The organism is Corynebacterium mastitidis DSM 44356 (genome assembly GCF_000375365.1).
GTDB classification, from domain to species: domain Bacteria; phylum Actinomycetota; class Actinomycetes; order Mycobacteriales; family Mycobacteriaceae; genus Corynebacterium; species Corynebacterium mastitidis.
Map to the genome: position 1 here is coordinate 64,037 of NZ_AQXB01000007.1, position 17,186 is coordinate 81,222.

General features: G+C 61.6%; 18 protein-coding genes. 3 read left to right on the forward strand and 15 right to left on the reverse strand.

Annotated features, from left to right (window positions below; all coding sequences use genetic code 11):
• From B140_RS14645 to B140_RS0109030, 11 genes are all read right to left on the reverse strand, one after another.
• On the reverse strand, nucleotides 1-336 hold the full coding sequence (locus B140_RS14645; RefSeq protein ID WP_018119029.1) for a TNT domain-containing protein: 336 nt from the start codon (nucleotides 334-336) through the stop codon (nucleotides 1-3).
• Between the two features lie 873 nt (nucleotides 337-1,209).
• On the reverse strand, nucleotides 1,210-1,602 hold the full coding sequence (locus B140_RS13835; RefSeq protein ID WP_156801725.1) for a hypothetical protein: 393 nt from the start codon (nucleotides 1,600-1,602) through the stop codon (nucleotides 1,210-1,212).
• A gap of 357 nt (nucleotides 1,603-1,959) precedes the next feature.
• Nucleotides 1,960-2,280, reverse strand: coding sequence for a TNT domain-containing protein (locus B140_RS13400; RefSeq protein ID WP_169332534.1), 321 nt, complete (start codon nucleotides 2,278-2,280; stop codon nucleotides 1,960-1,962).
• 637 nt (nucleotides 2,281-2,917) lie between these two features.
• Nucleotides 2,918-4,279 (reverse strand): hypothetical protein, encoded by a 1,362-nt coding sequence (locus B140_RS13840; RefSeq protein WP_156801726.1) that lies wholly within the window; start codon nucleotides 4,277-4,279, stop codon nucleotides 2,918-2,920.
• 963 nt (nucleotides 4,280-5,242) lie between these two features.
• A complete protein-coding gene (locus B140_RS0109005) occupies nucleotides 5,243-5,590 on the reverse strand; it encodes a hypothetical protein (RefSeq protein WP_018119030.1) in 348 nt (115 codons plus the stop codon).
• A gap of 28 nt (nucleotides 5,591-5,618) precedes the next feature.
• Nucleotides 5,619-6,218, reverse strand: coding sequence for an MspA family porin (locus B140_RS14650; protein ID WP_425304664.1), 600 nt, complete (start codon nucleotides 6,216-6,218; stop codon nucleotides 5,619-5,621).
• Nucleotides 6,124-6,501: an MspA family porin gene (locus tag B140_RS14430; protein ID WP_244874414.1), complete on the reverse strand. Its 378-nt coding sequence runs from the start codon at nucleotides 6,499-6,501 to the stop codon at nucleotides 6,124-6,126. The genes B140_RS14650 and B140_RS14430 overlap by 95 nt, the downstream gene beginning before the upstream one ends.
• Before the next feature lie 355 nt (nucleotides 6,502-6,856).
• Nucleotides 6,857-8,134 carry a phosphopyruvate hydratase gene (eno, locus tag B140_RS0109015; protein ID WP_018119032.1) on the reverse strand — a complete coding sequence of 426 codons (1,278 nt, stop codon included), beginning with the start codon at nucleotides 8,132-8,134 and terminating at the stop codon, nucleotides 6,857-6,859.
• A gap of 155 nt (nucleotides 8,135-8,289) precedes the next feature.
• Nucleotides 8,290-9,075 carry a lytic transglycosylase domain-containing protein gene (locus B140_RS0109020; RefSeq protein WP_018119033.1) on the reverse strand — a complete coding sequence of 262 codons (786 nt, stop codon included), beginning with the start codon at nucleotides 9,073-9,075 and terminating at the stop codon, nucleotides 8,290-8,292.
• Complete coding sequence (locus tag B140_RS0109025; RefSeq protein ID WP_018119034.1) at nucleotides 9,065-9,673, reverse strand: MazG nucleotide pyrophosphohydrolase domain-containing protein; 609 nt, start codon at nucleotides 9,671-9,673, stop codon at nucleotides 9,065-9,067. The genes B140_RS0109020 and B140_RS0109025 overlap by 11 nt, the downstream gene beginning before the upstream one ends.
• Nucleotides 9,673-9,885 (reverse strand): antitoxin, encoded by a 213-nt coding sequence (locus B140_RS0109030; protein WP_018119035.1) that lies wholly within the window; start codon nucleotides 9,883-9,885, stop codon nucleotides 9,673-9,675. Before B140_RS0109030 ends, B140_RS0109025 begins: the two co-directional genes overlap by 1 nt.
• A gap of 104 nt (nucleotides 9,886-9,989) precedes the next feature.
• On the opposite strand from B140_RS0109030, the gene B140_RS0109035 reads away from it, so the two are divergent.
• From B140_RS0109035 to B140_RS13850, 3 genes are all read left to right on the forward strand, one after another.
• On the forward strand, nucleotides 9,990-11,474 hold the full coding sequence (locus B140_RS0109035; RefSeq protein ID WP_026166186.1) for an amino acid permease: 1,485 nt from the start codon (nucleotides 9,990-9,992) through the stop codon (nucleotides 11,472-11,474).
• Between the two features lie 275 nt (nucleotides 11,475-11,749).
• Nucleotides 11,750-12,490, forward strand: a complete 741-nt coding sequence (locus B140_RS13845) for a hypothetical protein (RefSeq protein WP_156801727.1) — start codon at nucleotides 11,750-11,752, stop codon at nucleotides 12,488-12,490.
• Nucleotides 12,487-12,996, forward strand: coding sequence for a hypothetical protein (locus B140_RS13850; protein WP_156801728.1), 510 nt, complete (start codon nucleotides 12,487-12,489; stop codon nucleotides 12,994-12,996). Before B140_RS13845 ends, B140_RS13850 begins: the two co-directional genes overlap by 4 nt.
• On the opposite strand, the gene B140_RS0109040 is transcribed toward B140_RS13850, so the two are convergent.
• The 4 genes from B140_RS0109040 to argF all read right to left on the reverse strand — a co-directional run bounded on the left by B140_RS0109040 (nucleotide 12,980) and on the right by argF (nucleotide 17,071).
• Complete coding sequence (locus tag B140_RS0109040; RefSeq protein ID WP_018119037.1) at nucleotides 12,980-14,299, reverse strand: dihydroorotase; 1,320 nt, start codon at nucleotides 14,297-14,299, stop codon at nucleotides 12,980-12,982. The two genes, B140_RS13850 and B140_RS0109040, sit on opposite strands and share 17 nt — an antisense overlap.
• 25 nt (nucleotides 14,300-14,324) lie before the next feature.
• Nucleotides 14,325-15,251: an aspartate carbamoyltransferase catalytic subunit gene (locus B140_RS0109045; RefSeq protein ID WP_018119038.1), complete on the reverse strand. Its 927-nt coding sequence runs from the start codon at nucleotides 15,249-15,251 to the stop codon at nucleotides 14,325-14,327.
• Nucleotides 15,252-15,854 carry a bifunctional pyr operon transcriptional regulator/uracil phosphoribosyltransferase PyrR gene (gene pyrR, locus B140_RS0109050; protein WP_018119039.1) on the reverse strand — a complete coding sequence of 201 codons (603 nt, stop codon included), beginning with the start codon at nucleotides 15,852-15,854 and terminating at the stop codon, nucleotides 15,252-15,254.
• Nucleotides 15,855-16,072: 218 nt separating this feature from the next.
• The gene (argF, locus tag B140_RS0109055; protein ID WP_018119040.1) at nucleotides 16,073-17,071 is read right to left on the reverse strand and encodes an ornithine carbamoyltransferase; all 999 of its coding nucleotides are present in this window, start codon (nucleotides 17,069-17,071) and stop codon (nucleotides 16,073-16,075) included.
• Nucleotides 17,072-17,186 lie beyond the last annotated feature (115 nt).

A 17,186-nucleotide genomic window follows, 5' to 3' on the forward strand; every position in this document is an offset into this window, starting at 1 on the left:
TTACTCCTCTGCTTCCCTACCGCCGTCGTCTGCGAGAGGTTTGACGATGCCCCTTGCGATCAACTCCGCAACGGATACCGGCTCGACCCCTACGCAGGTATCGCCAACGTAAATCTGTTTTTCACACAGATGCTGGGTGCCACCCCCGGGCTGCTCGAACGCGGGGGCAACACGCCCCGAGCGGATGTGTATTCCCTCCGGGAGGGATGTGCGGGTGTGCTCGAGCCGCAGGTAGGGGTCAAGCTGTATCCACGGGGGCAAGGAGCGCATCGGAAAGCTATCCGTAGCATTCCACATATAGTTGCCCTGCACCCTGCCGATGCGATCCCACATCATGCTCTCCTCTTACTCTTGAAGGCTTTGTACGTTTTCTTCTGGCTACAGACTACGAGGCGACCACCACCACTGCGTACACCGCTGCCGTGCGCACCACCACACACCACGAGTGCTTTCAAGACGATCCCACCCGGAACAAGAGATCCACCCACTCCTCTACGCCCAGACCGAATGACCAGGAAAGGTCCGATCTATTTCCCATAGGGCTTTCGATCCATGAATCTTCATCATGCCGATCAAGGAATATATATCCCGGACCAGAAAACGGGGAGGAGTACACACCCTGTTCTCTTATGCTGTAGCGAGACATGACACTATAGTATGCAGCCTCGGCACCTTCGGTGAAGCCTTCCAGAAAATCATTATCACGCCCGATCCTAAAGAGATGAGACCGATCCATGTTCCATGCAGAAAAGAAGGAGCTCCTACGAGATTCATACCACAGGCCGGAAAAGAAGAAGTTCTCCCAAATAAGCTTTCCTATAACATTTTTCAAGACAATTCAAATGTGGAAGACCGAAAAACAGATAGGGTTTCCTCACCCCTGTCGGACAATGATGCAACTTGCCATTGACAGAAACGTACTTGGCGCCGAATCCCTGTATATCCTTCAGTAAAATCCAACGGGCCTTGATCCCCATACATGATATATGAGTCACCACCCCAGAGCCCTTTATCGGGTTGATAACCAAAATAACGGTGCACGCCTTCCTCATACCTGCGCAAGGAACGGGTTACAATATCCCACTGCCCATCGGTCACATGAAAATCGCAAATAGGACCACTATTCCTTTCCGCCAGCCATAGAGAACCGTAAGGCATTATTTTCATAAAACACCGCCAAGGAAGCAGGAGGATATACCACGGAAAGCGCTACACATTGTCAGCATCTTTCAGATCAGAGAATCCCGCCTCAAAGAGAAGATCCACCCAGTCCGATGGATCCATATGAAATGCGTAAGCAATGTCAAATAAATCCCTCAAACGGGTGTGGTACCATAAATCCTTTTCCATATCCGCCCCTATAAGGATTCCAAAACCCATATATGAAGGAGACCCCGGACCATTACAGGGAGGCAGGTTTGTTCGTGAGATGAAAGAATCCCACACCTCTCCACACTCTCCCGAGGGAAATCCTTCACTATTAATTTCAATCCGCAGAACCCCTGGTGGAAGAATTTTTTCAAAGAAAAATATCCCCCCTCCCTTTTCCCATCTTTCGGAATAGAGAAAACATCCCCGCACCAAATCCCAAAGAAAGAACATGCTTCCATGTCAAGTCAAAGGACCCAAATAAATCAAAGCTATACGATTCTTCATCCCGATCAGAAAGGAATACAGACAACCAGGTCGATATTATCCTCTTCCTTGGACCTAGCCGTACACCGACATACAAAGAATCCATCTCTAGCTGGCCAGAATCTCCGTACATAATATACGAGTTACCAACCCAAACCCTCTTATCGGGTTGATAACCAAAATAACGGTGCACACCTTCCTCATACCTGCGCAAGGAACGGGCTACAATATCCCACTGCTCAGCGGTCACCCGAAAATCACACCCAGAACCACTATTTCCTTCCGCCCACCACAGAGAACCGTAAGGCATAATATACATAGAGCTTACACCTTCCTGAGATAATTCTTACCCAGAAGAAATCCCAAACTCGCCATGTCAAACACTCCGGTATTTTCATTAAACTCCTCAAATACGTACTGCATTCCCCCTCCCGACTGTTCAAAAGCGGGAGCGATCTCACCGAACCGAACCCTCATATTATCGGGCAGTGGAACATTTGTCCGTATAGGTTCCGCGTATTGGCCTAAGGCCTTGTCTGGATACATGGAACGCATCGGGAAAGAATCTCCCCTGTTACCTAAGAACTTCCCCTTTGGATGATCAATCCGGTCCAGCTCCACCCTATCAGAAATGCCATATACCACCGTAAGTAAAATATCGAAATATTAGGGTACGATTACAAAAATCTAAGATGGTGAATTAATTTGGAATCTTTAATCATAAAATACCCCAACATTATATAACATGCTAGACTTTGAATTTAATGCCTCAGGTTACCACATCCCAGCTCCTCGGCTCGTCGAAATACAGTCTCCCATTTTCCCGCTCGGGAATCGGAAATTCTCCACCCCTTCCCAGTGAAGAACATTAGCAACATATCAACCCTGCAAGCCCACACGTTGAATAAAACTACTATAGTCATTCTAGTATACGGGACATTAAACAAGTCTCGCACAGAAAGTTCCATCATCAGCATTGAGGGGATGAGAACTAATATTCCCACGACAGGGAGAACTACCGACATGAACAAGAATTGAAAACTAAAAATCCTCCCCTCAATGACATAGAATGCAGAAACGGAAATGAAAACTACAATCAGGGAATGGCAATGTGTGCATGCGCCAATACTCTCGCCCTTAAATCATCATAAGGCATCACTCTATATATACGCAGCTAGAATTGCAACTCAAATAAAAGAAAGGGCTATTATCTGAAATGAAATCATGAATAAAACAACGCCCACTTAGATCCTAACAGTAAATCCCTTCACACTTTCTTGGACTAGAGAATTTTGTCTTGAGCTTTTTGCCCTACATATTCGCCAGCCTGTCCTCCATATTCACTCCCAAAGTAACCTCCAATAGCGCCGCCGAGAGGAACAGTAAGTGGAGCAAAAGGCCCTCCTAGCGCCCCTATCGTCGCCCCTATATAGGTTCCGCCTACTCCACCCCCGATGCCTCCAATCGCTTTCCCAGCACGTCCTCCCGCATGCTCAGAATCCGTAACAACTTGCACAGCTTCCGGGGCAACCGAAATTACAGTTCCCGCCGTACCCATTCGATTCAGTACTTTCGAATTAGATATAGCCTTCCCAGCCTTCTCCATCGAACTAGGTGTCCTATGCTTTCCAACCTCTCGATAGACTTTCTCCCCTCCTATCTTTTCTTTTACATTATCAGCTCTATGCGAAGATTTCTGCATATCCCCGCCAAAGGTAGAAGCCACACCAACAACTTCATGAGTCTTTTCAACGACTTTCCCCTGATCCTTTGGTGGGCGCGGCGGCGGTGCGCCAATACGCTTGATCTTCCGCCTCGGAGCGTCAGACTTCAGCGACTTACCAGCATCACTCTTACCCGAGCCCTTCGCGCCCTTCTTCTCCGGCAACGGCTCATACGGATTAGGCTGAGGCCCTCCCACCGCCTTGATCTTCCTACGAGGGGCATCCGGCGGCAAGGGCTTGCCCACCCCACTGTAATCCGGCGGTAACGGCTTACTCCCCGCAGGATACTTCTTGATCAGGTCCTTGCCCTGCTGGCTCTGCGGGGACGGAGTACAAACATTCTGCGGATCCTGCTTAGGATACTTCCCCAACAAATTCTTCTCTCCCGCAGGAGAAGGCGGCGGAGCACCAACACTCTTAATCTTCCGCCGAGGCGCATCCGGTGGCAAAGGCTTACCCACGCTCTGTGTTTTACCCGCAGGCGGCGTCGTGGGCTTAACAGGCTTACCCTGCCCCTTCCCCGGCGGCGGGGCACCAACACCCTTAATCTTCTTCCGCTCAGGTTTCCCAGCAGCCTTACCAGCCTTATACCCACCAGTACCGCTCTTACGCCGATCCGGATCCGCCAACACAGGCAACAACGTCGTACGCTCCGGATCTACCACCTGCACAAGCTGATTGCCCTCACCCACCTCATACCACGTCGGCACCCGACGCCCGGCGGCATCAAACGCCCACGGCGCATCCACATGCTCCACCACCTCACCGCGGGCATCCACAACATCCACGGACCCATCAGGGTTCTTCACCATCCGCCCACCAACAGTAACATCCATCTCAAACACGTGCTCCCGCGCGGACTCCGGCCCCTCCAGCAGCACCAGGGACTGCTTTCGTCCCCCTCCCCAGTCAATATCCATGCGGTGCGCATCGTCACGACGGCGTATGCGCCTGCCCACAGCCGCAGCCGCTCCTACTGCCGCCCCGACACCACCGAGCATCCCATCTATCGGGGAGTCCCCGCCCCGGCTCACTACCGCCTCAGTGGGCGATGACTCACCACGCACACTCCTATCACCCCGCACGTCCGGGGCCGAAATGGTACTCGTCGTGGTGGGGGAAGATTCCTCGCGGTTTTCTTCAATATCAAAAACCTGCCCACCACACCCTGATCACGGATCACCGACGTGCGCCCATCCTGCGGGTCTATCACCACGACCTCACCGGTGGCCCGCCCCTTGTCATCCACCACCAGGCTACGGCCCTGCTCATCCGCCACCACCTGCACGCGCTGCGGCGTCGCCTCGTCCTGCCCGTTGTGGTCTCGAGAGATCTCCACCTCCCACGCCGCTACCCGAGGAACATTCGAACGCGCCGAATCCGCACCGCTTACACCAGAGAGCCGCCCCGAGGAATCGCCCTGACCTCCGTAACGCCCACCTAAGCGCGTATCCCGCATATCCTGGGAGTACTGGGATTCTCGCGGCCCAAAACCCTCATAATGATGCACCCTCCCCGGATGAGGAGAAGAATCATCCCACCGATGAGTGCGCTGATGCCCAGACTCCTCCTGACTCCCCAAGGGCTGATCGCCCACCACCGGCGGGCTCCCCGCCCCCGGCTGGCTCCCGTTGGGAGCGCCATCAGGAGCACCCGGCCCGCCGACGCATACATAGGGCGGCCACGCACCAGGACCGGGTTCTTGCCCCGGGTGCACCGCTCTCCACAGCGTCTCCTCGGTGGCATTCCACTGGGCAGTCTCCCGCTCACACCGTTGCGCGGGAGTCTCCGCCTGCACCACAGGCGCACCCAACCCGCACCACCACTCCAACACCCCGGCCGCCATCAGCCCCCGACCGTACCTTAACACCGCCTTGGCCATATCACTTCTCTCCCCGCATCACCGACCACAACCCCATCGCCCCCGCCGCAACAAGGCCACCGGTGAGCATCATCGCAAGCATGTACACCAACATCACCGGAACATAACCCCACCGCTGCACAAATCCGACCATGCCCTCGCTACACGCCAACACCGCTACCATGCCGACCAACCCCAACAAGAGTTTGCCCACCGCGACCCACACCGCCACACCAGCAGGCGATGCGGTTGCAGAATCCGCAGGCCCTCCCGTCTCCACCGGATAAACCGCCTCACCCCCACCCTGGTCATACTCGTCTACCACCACGGCCTCATCTACCCCGCCGTCATACACATCATGCTGTCCCATGACATACCCCTGTCTGCTACCCCACGCCTTACCGAATACGCTGGGCATCCCCGTAGACGCTCACCGCATCTACCGAGGTCACCGACGAAGCAGAAACAGTCACATACGAACGCACCGTCACAGGCCCGAAACACCCATTAACCTGGAGATGCGCCCCAGTAAAACCACCACCAGCACGCTTAAACCCCGGGTCAACAGGCATAGACACCAACGCCACATTAGTCACCTTGCCCGGATGAAAATGCCCCCGAATACTCGGCGTCACCTCCGCCTTCGCATCCAACCCCGCCTCCCCCTTCGCCGTAGCATCCCCGCCGACCTCCGCCTTACCCGTGGCATCCGCGCCCACCTGTGGCTTCACCTTCGCATCCGCGCCCGCCGTCAACGACCCCTCCGGCAGGGTCACCTTCACATCAGGCCCGGCCTCCCCAGCAAGCTGCGCACTGGGACCACCATCTACCCCCATGCTGGCGTGCGGGCCACCCTCCATACCCACCGTGGCGTGCGGGGCAACCCCCACCGTCCCCGTCACGTCATAATCCACACCACCGGACACATCCACCCCGCAACCAATCTGATACCCCCGCCTCAAACACCGCACCGGACAACTCCGGGAACCCCTCACCATCAATCCACACCCGACCCGTGACCGTGCCAAAAGCCTCCCCCGTGGTCACAGACGAATCCAAAGGCGGCGCCACATGAATACGCTCCTGGGACTTCACCGCATGCAGCACCCAACCATCCGCCGTCACACGCTCCACCTGACGATCAGGCAACACCTTCTCCCCACCAAAGGGAGCCACCGGGTACGGCAAAAAATCAATCACCGGACCCGCCCTAGCCACACCCGCCCCACAGGCCACCGCTCCGGACAACGCCACAACCACAAACCCCACACGACGCAACATACAAACACCCCCCTTAACACACGATAAACCAACACTGAAAAACCCTGCAATAACCCTGAAACTACTCCCCCACCCACACCCCGTCCACCCCCTCCACAGTGCTATAACCCACACCCCAAAAAGCCACCACCACAACCCCGAAGGTCTATAATCCCCCAGGAAGAAACGCTAAAAATCTAGCCAATTTGCCCGCCCGGACACAAACAAACCGGAAAATCACCAACCCAAAAACGAAAGAAATAATATAGCCAGCGGCCCCCTTCATCGCATGGCCCCCACGCACCCACAAAAACAAAAGCGGTGGGCCGCCCCCCCCCGGCACGGCCCACCGCTGATCTACCCCCGACGCAGGCTCCTAGCCCCGGAAACGCGGGAAGGCGTCGCGCCCCGCGTACACGGCGGCCTCGCCCAGCTCCTGCTCGATGCGCAGCAACTGGTTGTACTTGGCCACGCGCTCGGAACGGGCCGGGGCGCCCGTCTTGATCTGCCCGCAGGACAGCGCCACGGCCAGATCCGCGATGGTGGTGTCCTCCGTCTCGCCGGAGCGGTGGGACATCATGGTGCGGTAGCCGTTGCGGTGCGCCAGCTCCACGGCGTCGAAGGTCTCGGTGAGGGTGCCGATCTGGTTGACCTTGACCAGCAGGGCATTGGCGGCCTTCTTCTCGATGCCCTCGCGCAGGCGGGCGGGGTTGGTCACAAAGAAGTCGTCGCCCACGATCTGCACCTTGTCCCCGATGGCGGCGGTCAGGGCGGTGTAACCCTCCCAGTCATCCTCCTGCAGCGGGTCCTCAATGGAGACGATGGGGTACTCGTCGATCAGCTCCTCGTAGACCTTGGCCATCTCCTCGGCGGTGTGCTGGCCGCCCTCAAAGTGGTAGGAGCCGTCCTTGTAGAACTCCGAGGAGGCCACGTCCAGGGCCAGGGCCACGTCCTTGCCGGGCTCAAAGCCCGCCTTCTTGATGGCCTCCACGATGAGGTCCAGGGCCTCCTTGGTGGAGCCCACGGAGGGGGCAAAGCCGCCCTCGTCGCCCAGGCCGGTGGACAGGCCCTTGGACTTAATCACGGACTTCAGCGCGTGGTACACCTCGGCGCCGGTGCGCAGCGCCTCGGCGAAGGTCTCCGCGCCGATGGGGGCGATCATGAACTCCTGGACGTCCACGCCGGAGTCCGCGTGGGCGCCGCCGTTGACGATGTTCATCATGGGCACCGGCAGCACGTGGGCGTTGGGGCCGCCGATGTAGCGGTAGAGCGGCAGCCCGGCGGACTCGGCGGCGGCCTTGGCCGTGGCGATGGACACGCCCAGGATGGCGTTGGCGCCCAGGCGGGACTTGTTCTCGGTGCTGTCCAGGGCGATCATCGCCTGGTCGATCAGGCGCTGGTCGTCGGCCTCCATGCCGGCGATCTCGTCCGCGATCTCCTCATTCACGTTTTCTACGGCCTTGGTCACGCCCTTGCCCAGGTAGCGCTCGCCGCCGTCGCGCAGCTCGTGCGCCTCGTGCACGCCGGTGGAGGCGCCGGAGGGCACGCCGGCCACGCCGTGCGCGCCGTCGTCGAGGAACACCTCCGCCTCAACGGTCGGGTTACCGCGGGAATCCATGATCTCGCGGGCAAAAACGTGCATGATGTCAGCCACCGTGGCCTCCTATTGCCATATCAATCGGTACTTTCCTGGGACGGGGCGCGCCAGCGCGCCTCCCCGCTCAATTGTTCCAGAAAATCCCCGCGCGTGGGTGCCCGAGTCTGCCCGAACATGCCCGGCTGTGACTAAGGCCCCCTCATAAGGCCCCTCTAGGGTGCCGGTTGGCGCAGCGCGTAGGAGTTGGCGGTGTCGCGCACCTTCACCAGGTACTCCTGGGACATGTTGTAGGAGTGAATGGCGTCCTCCCACTGGTCGGCGTCGCTGAGGTCCCGTCCGGAGCACAGGAGGTGGGCGGCGGTGAGCGCGGCGTCGTCGATCTGCTGCGGGTCCGCCGTGCCGTCGCCGCTGGCGTCGCGCCCGTAGCGCGCCCAGGACTCCGGGATGAACTGCATGGGGCCCACGGCGCGGTCGTGCTCGCTGTCCCCGTCCAGGCGGCCGCCGTCGGTGTCCGGGATCTCCTCCACGCCGGGCGAGCCGTCGAGGGGGATGCCCACGATGGGCGGGGAGACCACGCCGTCCTCCCCGATGCTGGAGTGGCTGAACCACTTGCCGGAATAGGTGCCGTGGCGCGTCTCCACGTAGCCCAGGCCCGCCAGGGTGGTCCACCGCAGGTGGCAACCGGGCCAGGCGTCCGCGGCGATCAGCTCCGCGTTGCCGTAGGCGCGCAGCGCGGCCTCGGGGATGCCGGTGTCCTCCGCGAGGGGCTTGGCCCAAAAGCCCAGCTTGTCCGAGGTACGCCCCGGCGCGTGGACGTCGATCCCGGGGACCTCCTCGCCCGCGCGCGGCGGGATCTCCCGGGGAACAGGCTGGAGGCTGCGCACCCCCTTCTCCCCGCCCAGCACGGCAAACCCCCAGGCCACCAGCGCGATCACCAGGACGAGGGCAAGCACGATGCCGCACCCGCAGCCCGCCGCCCTACGCCCTTCACCCGCCATGAGGATTCATGGTAGCGCAGCGCTCCCGCCGCTTGCCCTCGGCCCACAGGCGCTTCTGCTCGGCCGCCGGCACGACCTCCTCGGTGCCGTCGAAGAGGTACGGCGCACGCGAGCGCATCTTATGCACAAAGCTCATGGCCACGCCGTCCAGGTCAAAGTCCCCGCGCTCCTCCGCGAGCTGGGCGTGAAAGAGCACCTGCAGCAGCACGTCTCCCAGCTCCGCGCGCAGGTCCCGGCTGGTGCCGCCCCCGCGCACCTCCTGGGCGAACTCCGCCGCCTCCTCAAGCAGGTAGGGCACCAGGGTGGCGTGCGTCTGCTCCCGCTCCCACTGCCCGATCCGGCGCGCCCGGCGCATCACCTGGCGCGCCCGCCACACAGGATCGTCCAGGCTCGGCGCCGCCACGGCCTCGCAGCCCTCCGGGATCTCCTCCGGCAGCGTGGTCACCAGCGTGCCCTCCCCGAGCGGCAGCAGCTCCCCCAGCCGCCTCACCACGCCGGGCGGCACCTCCTCGGTGCCGCGCACCGGCCCCGTGCAGCGCCCCCAGGCGTCCAGGGGGATCTGGGCGGGCCAGCGGGCGTCGAGAAGCAGCGCGAGCACTACTGCTCGTCGGGGGTATCGGCCTGAGACTGGCCGCCGATCTTGTCGTCGATGGCGTTGCGCACCTTGTCCACCTGATCGGCCTTGTCCTCGCCCAGCTTGTTCTTGGCCAGGTCCGCGGCCTTGTCCAGCACCTGATCGGTCTGCTGCTCGGCCTTATCGGACTTCAGGAACTCCCCGGCCTTCTGCTTTGCCTCGTCAAGAAAACCCATTGCTTTCATCCTTTCGCTGTTCTTATGCAACTAGCGCCCTCCCACGGTACGGGATATTCGGCGGGCGGGTTTATCTCCATTGCCCAATCCGATAAATTGGTTGGGTGACTGTAGGAATCTCCCAGGAAGAAAGCACCCCCTCCGTCCCCATGTGGACGCTCGTGGCGCTCATCATCGGCTCCACGGTGGGCGCCGGGATCTTCTCCCTGCCCCAGAATATCGCCTCCGTGACCGCGCCCGGCGCCATGCTCATGAGCTGGGCCATCGCCGGGGTGGGCATGCTGTCCGTGGCCTTCGTCTTTCACATCCTGGCCCGCCGCAAGCCGCACCTCAACTCCGGGGTGTACGCCTACGCGCGGGCCGGGCTGGGGGACTTCATCGGCTTTGCCTCCGGGTGGGGCTACTGGCTGGGGTCCGTCATCGCGCAGGTGGGATACGCCACGCTGTTCTTTACCACCCTGGGCCACTACGTGCCGATCTTCTCCGAGCAGCACCGGCTCGCCACCGCCCTGGAGGTCTCCGCGCTGACGTGGATCATCTTCTCCATCCTGGCGCGTGGCGTGCAGCAGGCCGCCCTGCTCAACACCGTCACCACGGTGGCCAAGCTGCTGCCCATCTTCTCCTTCATCGTGCTCACCGCCTTCCTCGGCTTTAGCTGGGACCGCTTCACCCTGGACTTCTGGGGCGCGGCCAGCGGCGCCAGCGTGTTCGAGCAGATACAGGGCACCATGCTGTTTACCGTGTGGGTGTTCATCGGCATCGAGGGGGCCTCGGTGTACTCCCGGCAGTCCCGCTCCCGGCGCGACATCGGACGCGCCACCGTGATCGGCTTCCTCTCCGTGCTGGCCCTCCTGGTCAGCGTGTCCGCCCTCTCCTTCGGCGTGCTCACCCAAGCGGAGCTGGCGGCGCTGCCGGATAACTCGATGGCCTCCGTGCTCGAGGTCGTGGTGGGCCCCTGGGGCGCGGGGCTCGTCTCGGCGGGCCTGTGCCTCTCCGTGCTGGGGGCCTACGTCTCCTGGCAGATGCTCTGCGCCGAGCCCCTCATGCTCATGGCGGCCGACGGCCTCCTGCCCCGCAGGGTGGGCGCCACCAACGGCTCCGGCGCGCCCTGGATGGCGCAGCTCGTGTCCACCGCCGTGATCCAGATGTTCGTGGTGGTGTTCTTCCTCAACGAGACCACCTACGTCTCCATGGTGCAACTCGCCACCGTGCTCTACCTGCTGCCCTACCTCTTCTCCGCGCTCTACCTGGTGCTGCTGGCCGCCCGGGGGCGCGGGCTGACGCACCCGCGCGCGGGCATCGCCTTTAACGACGCCGGCCCCGCCATGAGCGCGCGCGATAACCAGCGCCACCTGCTGGTGGGCGGGGTTGCCCTGGTGTACTCCCTGTGGCTGTTCTACGCCGCCGACCCCACCTACGTGCTCTTCGGCGCGCTGGCGCTGCTGCCCGGCCTGGTGCCCTACGCGGTCACCCGGCTGCGCAGGCGCGAGCCGCTGTTTAGCCCCTTCGAGTGGGCCGTGGTGGCGGTGGTGGTGCTGGCCTCCGCCGTGGCGGCCTGGGGCCTGGGCACGGGCGCGCTGAGCCTGTAGGGCATTTTGTTCCACTCCCAACCACACAAAAATTAAGACCTGTACCAAAAACTCTTTGGTGCAGGTCTTCGCATATCAAAACCGAAAAAACAAGGAAACATAACCATTGTACAATATACACAGCATACTGGCAGCAAGCGGGAAGAATTTATGCTTCTTTTTCAAAAAATTTAAACAACCCTTGCCAAACCGCAAAGACTTGCCTAGGATCGAAATCACACCACCCCATACCCGTAACGGAGTTCATCTTGAAGAGATTTCACACACCTTCCCTAATGACAGCAATCGTAACGACAGTCGCAACAAGCTTTTCCCTTGCACCAGCAGCCAGCGCGGTAGACAATACGTGGTTTGAGGGAATCGTAAAGCCGGGAGAAACAAAAACGGAAGGTGCACCATCGACAGGTTTCCTGCGAAACTCCAGCAGTGCCGATAGCGGCCTTCATGGAAATCCTTTTGTCCGAATGACATGCAGGCTCGGAAACTACACCGCCGTCGGCGGCGATAGCTGTGAAGTGCGTGGTGATGAACTCAATAATGAACCCGCCTCATTCACCTATAAACACATGGAAGTAAACATGGGTGGAGCGGGACAGGAAGCCCCCGCAAAAGCCTGGATTGGTGGTATACTGGACGGAGGTATGACTCTCTTCGCCCAAAATGTACTGGATTACGATCCAGAGTCCCAACGCTGGGAAAATGGAAATCGTCGAGCATACATCAACAAGATTTCCAATGAGATGATTGAGCTTGCCATCACAGATGGCATAGTCACAGCCTCCACCAAAACAGATATATCCACCTACCAGGAGAAGGGCATTCGCAGCGTTCTTGACGATGGAAAAGAACGAACCAGCCTCTTGATATTCCCAGAAGATCAAGAAGTTTTCGAAAACTCTAGCATCGAAAACGCAGAAGTAAAGGATAATGTTGTTAGCCGAAAGGGGAACGAATCAAGAGTCCAAAATATTTCCATAAAAAATGGGGAGAATAAGCTTGAGGTAATGCTCCTATGAACAGAATAGTAAAAATTTCTACCCTAGTATTCTTAACCTCACTTTCCCCTCTCCTTTCCTCATGTTCCACAGACTCGAAGGATGACCAAGCATTACTTGCAGCCACAGAAAAGGCCGCTAGCGAAAGAGGGATTGATTCCGGAAATGTGATACTCACTCTCGCCAATATATATGGTGATGAATGGAAAGAATACGTTGCACTTTGTTCCGATGCACCACGAAATCAGGTAGCAGAAGCACTCAGTGTAAAAGAAAGTGATTTGCCAGAGCTACAGCAGGATGATAATGCCCTACTGCGCCTCGACGGCACAAAAGTCGCTGCCGAGGTCCACCCCAAGGAAAACTTCCTCCTCTGTAGCGGGATTAATGCGCCAGCATATCGCATCACAAGTGAAACTGTCTCCATCTCAGACGGAAGACAGCTTCCCCCCCCCCTAACTCTCTTTGGTGGCTTAGTAGCTCCAATACGGAGCCACTCCTCTAGCCAAGTTAGCCCTCGTGGGTGACCTTGCCGCGCAGCACCGTGGCGGCCACCTTGGTGTGGAACTCCATCCCGGCAAAGGGGGTGTTCTCCGCCTTGGAGGCCAGCTCGCGCGGCTCCACCGTCCAGGGCCGATCCTCCGCCACCACGGCGAGGTTCGCGGGCTCGCCCACCGCCAGGGGGCGGCCGTGCCCGGGCAGCTTGGTGATCTGCGCGGGCCGCTCGCTCATCACCTTGGCCACCCAGCGCCAGTCCGCCAGGCCCTCGCGCACGAAGATCTCCGCGATGATCGCCAGGGAGGTCTCCAGGCCCAGCATGCCGGGCAGCGCGTGGTCGAACTCGCAGCACTTGTTCACCGCCGCGTGGGGGGCATGGTCGGTGGCCACGCAGTCCAGCACGCCGTCGAGGAGCGCCTGGCGCAGGGCCGTCACGTCGGAGTCCTCGCGCAGCGGCGGGTTGACCTTGTTCACCGCGTCGTAGGTTTCCAGGCGGGCGTCGGTGAGCAGCAGGTGGTGGGGGGTGACCTCGGCGGAGACCTCGATGCCCTGCTCCTTGGCCCACTTCAGCAGGCTCACGGTACCCGCGGTGGAGGCGTGACAGATGTGCACGCGGCCGCCGTAGTCGCGGCTAAGCAGCAGATCGCGGGCCACGATGGACTCCTCGGCGGCGCGCGGCCAGCCGCGCAGCCCCAGGCGGGCGGCGGTGGGGCCCTCGTGGGCCACGGCGGCCTCGGTGAGCACCGGGTCCTCGCAGTGCTGGGCCAGCAGCACGTCGTGCGCCTTGGAATACTCCACGGCGCGGCGCATGAGGGCGGAGTTATCCACGCAGGTGCCGTCGTCGGAGAACACGCGCACGCGGGCCTGGGATTGCGCCATCAAGCCCAGCTCCGCGAGCTGCGTGCCCTCGCGGTTCTTGGTGATGGCCCCCACCGGGTGCACGTCGCACAGCCCGGCCTCCTGGCCCTTGGCCCACACGGCGTCGGCCAGCACGGGCTGGTCGATCACGGGGGTGGTGTTGGCCATCGTGAACACGGCGGTAAAGCCGCCGCGCGCGGCGGCCCGGGAGCCGGTGGCGATGGTCTCGGCGCCCTCGCGGCCGGGCTCGCGGAAGTGCACGTGCATGTCCACCAGGCCCGGCAGCAGCACGCCGCCGCGGCCCTCCACCACGCGGTTCGCGGCGGCGTCGCCCGCGTCCAGGGAGGCGATCACGCCGTCGGTGACCAGGACGTTCACCGGCTCGCCCTCGCCGTAGGGGCGCACCTCGCGGATGAGCAGGCTGCCCGGCTCGGGGGCGCCCAGCGGGCCGGTCTGGGGGTAATCGGTTGCCATGATTGTTGTTGTCTCCTCTTGTGAGTTATTCGCCCAGGACGGTGGCAAAGAGCACGGCCATGCGCACGTGCACGCCGTTGGTCACCTGGTTGAGCACCACGGTCTGATCGGAATCCGCCACGTCGTAGCCGATCTCCATGCCGCGCAGCATGGGGCCCGGGTGCATCAACAGCGCCCCCTTGGGCATCTTTGCCAGGCGGCGCGCGTCGAGCCCGTAGCGCGCGGCGTACTCCCGCGCCGAGGGGAAGAACCCGCCGCGCATGCGCTCCTGCTGCACGCGCAGCATCATCACGGCGTCCGCGTCGGTGATCTCGGCGTCGAGATCGTAGGAGGTCTCCACCGGCCAGGTCTCCACGCCAAAGGGCATGAGCGTGGGCGGAGCCACCAGCACCACCTGGGCCCCGACCTTGGTGAGCAGCTCCACGTTGGAGCGCACCACGCGCGAGTGCAGGCAATCGCCCGCGATCACCACCTTGCGGTCCTTGAAGGAACCGAGGCGCTGGCGCATGGTCACGGCATCGAGCAGCGCCTGGGTGGGGTGGGCGTGCTGGCCGTCCCCGGCGTTAATCACGCACGGGCCGTCCCCGCCGGGGGCCACCCACTGCGCGAGCTGCGCGGGCGCGCCGGAGCAGGGGTGGCGCATGATGATGGCGTCCGCGCCGAGCGCCTTGAGGGTCAGGCCGGTATCGCGCAGGGACTCGCCCTTTTGCACCGAGGAGGTGGAGGCGGAGATGTTCACCGTGTCCGCGCTGAGCCACTTGGCGGCCAGCTCGAAGGAGGAACGGGTGCGGGTGGAGTTCTCGTAGAAGAGGGTAAAAACGGTCTTGCCGCGCAGGGTGGGGAGCTTTTTTACCTCGCGCTCGGAGAGGAGCCTTTGAAAGTTATCGGCCTCGTCCAACAGGGAGGTGATCTCCTCCGCGCTGAGGTCCGCGATGCTCAACAGGTGCTTCATTTACTCGGCCTTCTCCTCGCGGGTATCGGGGCTGGTCTCGGGGCCTTCCGGGCGGCGCAGCAGCACGGCGTCGCGGCCGTCCACCTCGTCGAGCAGGACGTCGATGTCCTCGCTGAGCGCGGTGGGCACGCTCTTGCCCACGAAGTCCGCCCGGATGGGCAGCCTGCGGTGCCCGCGATCCACCAGCACCGCCAGCCGCACGGCCTCCGGGCGGCCGAGATCGCGCAGGGCGTCGAGCGCCGCGCGCACGGAGCGGCCGAAGAACAGCACGTCGTCCACGAGCACCACCGTGGCGCCGTCGAGCCCCTCGGCGGGGACGTCGGTGCGCTGCAGGGTCCGGTGCGGGCCGGTGGCGAGGTCATCGCGGTAGAGGGTGATGTCCACCGACCCCACGGCCACCTTCTCCCCCGAGAACTTCTCGATGCACTGGGCCAGGCGCCGCGCCAGCGGCACCCCCCGCGTGGGAATGCCGAGCAGCACCACCCGTTCGCCCTCCGCCGACCCCAGCGCCGTCTTTTCAATGATCTGGTGCGCGATGCGCGCCACGGTGCGCTTGATATCCGCTGCGCTCAGCAGCTCTACCTCGTGTCCGTGCGTGCTCATCGTGACCTCCTTCCCCGCCTCTCTGTGCGGCTACTTAAAGGATGCCTTTATGCGTGAAGCGCAAGAAAACCACGGCCCTTCTCGCTCCACCTCACGCTAGCACAGCGCGCCCCGCGCAACCGGGCGCATGGCGCATCTCTCATCGCCGCCACGGGTACGCTGAGCCCCCTCCCCTCACGCCCGCGCGGCCGCGCACCCAACGTGCGCCCGGCGGCCGCCTAGGACAGGGTGGCGTACATGATCGCCTTGATGGCGTGCATGCGGTTCTCGGCCTCATCGAACACTCGGGAGCGTTCCCCCTCGAACACCTGCTCGGTGACCTCCATCTCCTCGATCCCGTACTGCTCGGCGATCTCCGCGCCCACGGTGGTGGCGGTGTCGTGAAAGGCCGGCAGGCAGTGCATGAAGATGGCGTCCTTGTCCGCCCTCCCCATCAGCTCGGCGGTCACGCGGTAGGGCTCCAGCGCGGCGATGCGCTCGCGCCACAGCTCCTCGGACTCCTCGCCCATGGAGACCCAGATGTCCGTGTACACCACGTGCGCCCCGGCCACCGCCTCCCGGGGATCCTCGGTGAGCGTGACGCTGCCGCCGCTGCCCCGGGCCAGCTCGCGGCAGGTGCGCACGAGATCGTCCTCCGGCATCTGGGCGCTGGGGCCGCAGGCCACAAAGTGCAGGCCCAGCTTGGCGCAGACCACCATGAGGGAGTTGGCCACGTTGTTGTGGGCGTCCCCCATGAACACCAGTTTGAGGCCCGCAACGCCCTGGGGAAAGTTCTCCTCCACCGTGAGCATGTCCGCGATCATCTGCGTGGGGTGGAACTGCGTGGTCAGCCCGTTCCACACGGGCACCCCGGCGTACCGGGCCAGCTCCTCGACGATCTCCTGACCGTATCCCCGGTACTCGATGCCGTCGTACATCCGCCCCAGCACCCGGGCGGTATCCCTGATGGACTCCTTCTTGCCCATCTGCGAGTTGTTCGGGTCCAGGTAGGTCACCCCCATACCCAGGTCCCTGCCGCCCACCTCGAAGGAGCACCGGGTGCGCGTGGAGGTCTTTTCAAAGAGCAAGACGATGTTCTTGCCCTCGAGGTACCTGTGCGGGGTCCCGGCGCGCTTGAGCCGCTTGAACTCCCTGGATAGATCGATGAGGTAGCGGATCTCCTCCGGGGTGTAATCCAGCAGGGTGAGAAAGTGCCGCCCGCTGAGGTTGATGGTCATGGTGTCCCCTTTCTAAGGGATGTCTTATAGAGAAAAGTTGTACCCGCACTCGGCGCCTTGCGGGGCCGAGGAGCGCCCGAGTAGCGCACGCGCGCCCGGTTCCTTCCCTCGACCC

Excerpts from the sequence above, each read along its gene's own strand:
- pyrR (WP_018119039.1), bottom strand. The coding sequence starts at position 15,854 with ATGAGCACGCACGGACACGAGGTAGAGCTGCTGAGCGCAGCGGATATC.
- B140_RS0109030 (WP_018119035.1), bottom strand. The coding sequence starts at position 9,885 with ATGGGTTTTCTTGACGAGGCAAAGCAGAAGGCCGGGGAGTTCCTGAAG.
- argF (WP_018119040.1), bottom strand. The coding sequence starts at position 17,071 with ATGACCATCAACCTCAGCGGGCGGCACTTTCTCACCCTGCTGGATTAC.
- B140_RS14650 (WP_425304664.1), bottom strand. The coding sequence starts at position 6,218 with ATGGTGAGGGGTTCCCGGAGTTGTCCGGTGCGGTGTTTGAGGCGGGGG.
- B140_RS13840 (WP_156801726.1), bottom strand. The coding sequence starts at position 4,279 with ATGGATATTGACTGGGGAGGGGGACGAAAGCAGTCCCTGGTGCTGCTG.
- B140_RS14430 (WP_244874414.1), bottom strand. The coding sequence starts at position 6,501 with ATGTTGCGTCGTGTGGGGTTTGTGGTTGTGGCGTTGTCCGGAGCGGTG.
- B140_RS13850 (WP_156801728.1), top strand. The coding sequence starts at position 12,487 with ATGAACAGAATAGTAAAAATTTCTACCCTAGTATTCTTAACCTCACTT.
- B140_RS14645 (WP_018119029.1), bottom strand. The coding sequence starts at position 336 with ATGATGTGGGATCGCATCGGCAGGGTGCAGGGCAACTATATGTGGAAT.
- B140_RS0109045 (WP_018119038.1), bottom strand. The coding sequence starts at position 15,251 with ATGAAGCACCTGTTGAGCATCGCGGACCTCAGCGCGGAGGAGATCACC.
- B140_RS13845 (WP_156801727.1), top strand. The coding sequence starts at position 11,750 with ATGACAGCAATCGTAACGACAGTCGCAACAAGCTTTTCCCTTGCACCA.
- B140_RS0109020 (WP_018119033.1), bottom strand. The coding sequence starts at position 9,075 with ATGGCGGGTGAAGGGCGTAGGGCGGCGGGCTGCGGGTGCGGCATCGTG.
- B140_RS0109040 (WP_018119037.1), bottom strand. The coding sequence starts at position 14,299 with ATGGCAACCGATTACCCCCAGACCGGCCCGCTGGGCGCCCCCGAGCCG.
- B140_RS0109005 (WP_018119030.1), bottom strand. The coding sequence starts at position 5,590 with ATGGGACAGCATGATGTGTATGACGGCGGGGTAGATGAGGCCGTGGTG.
- B140_RS13835 (WP_156801725.1), bottom strand. The coding sequence starts at position 1,602 with ATGTTCTTTCTTTGGGATTTGGTGCGGGGATGTTTTCTCTATTCCGAA.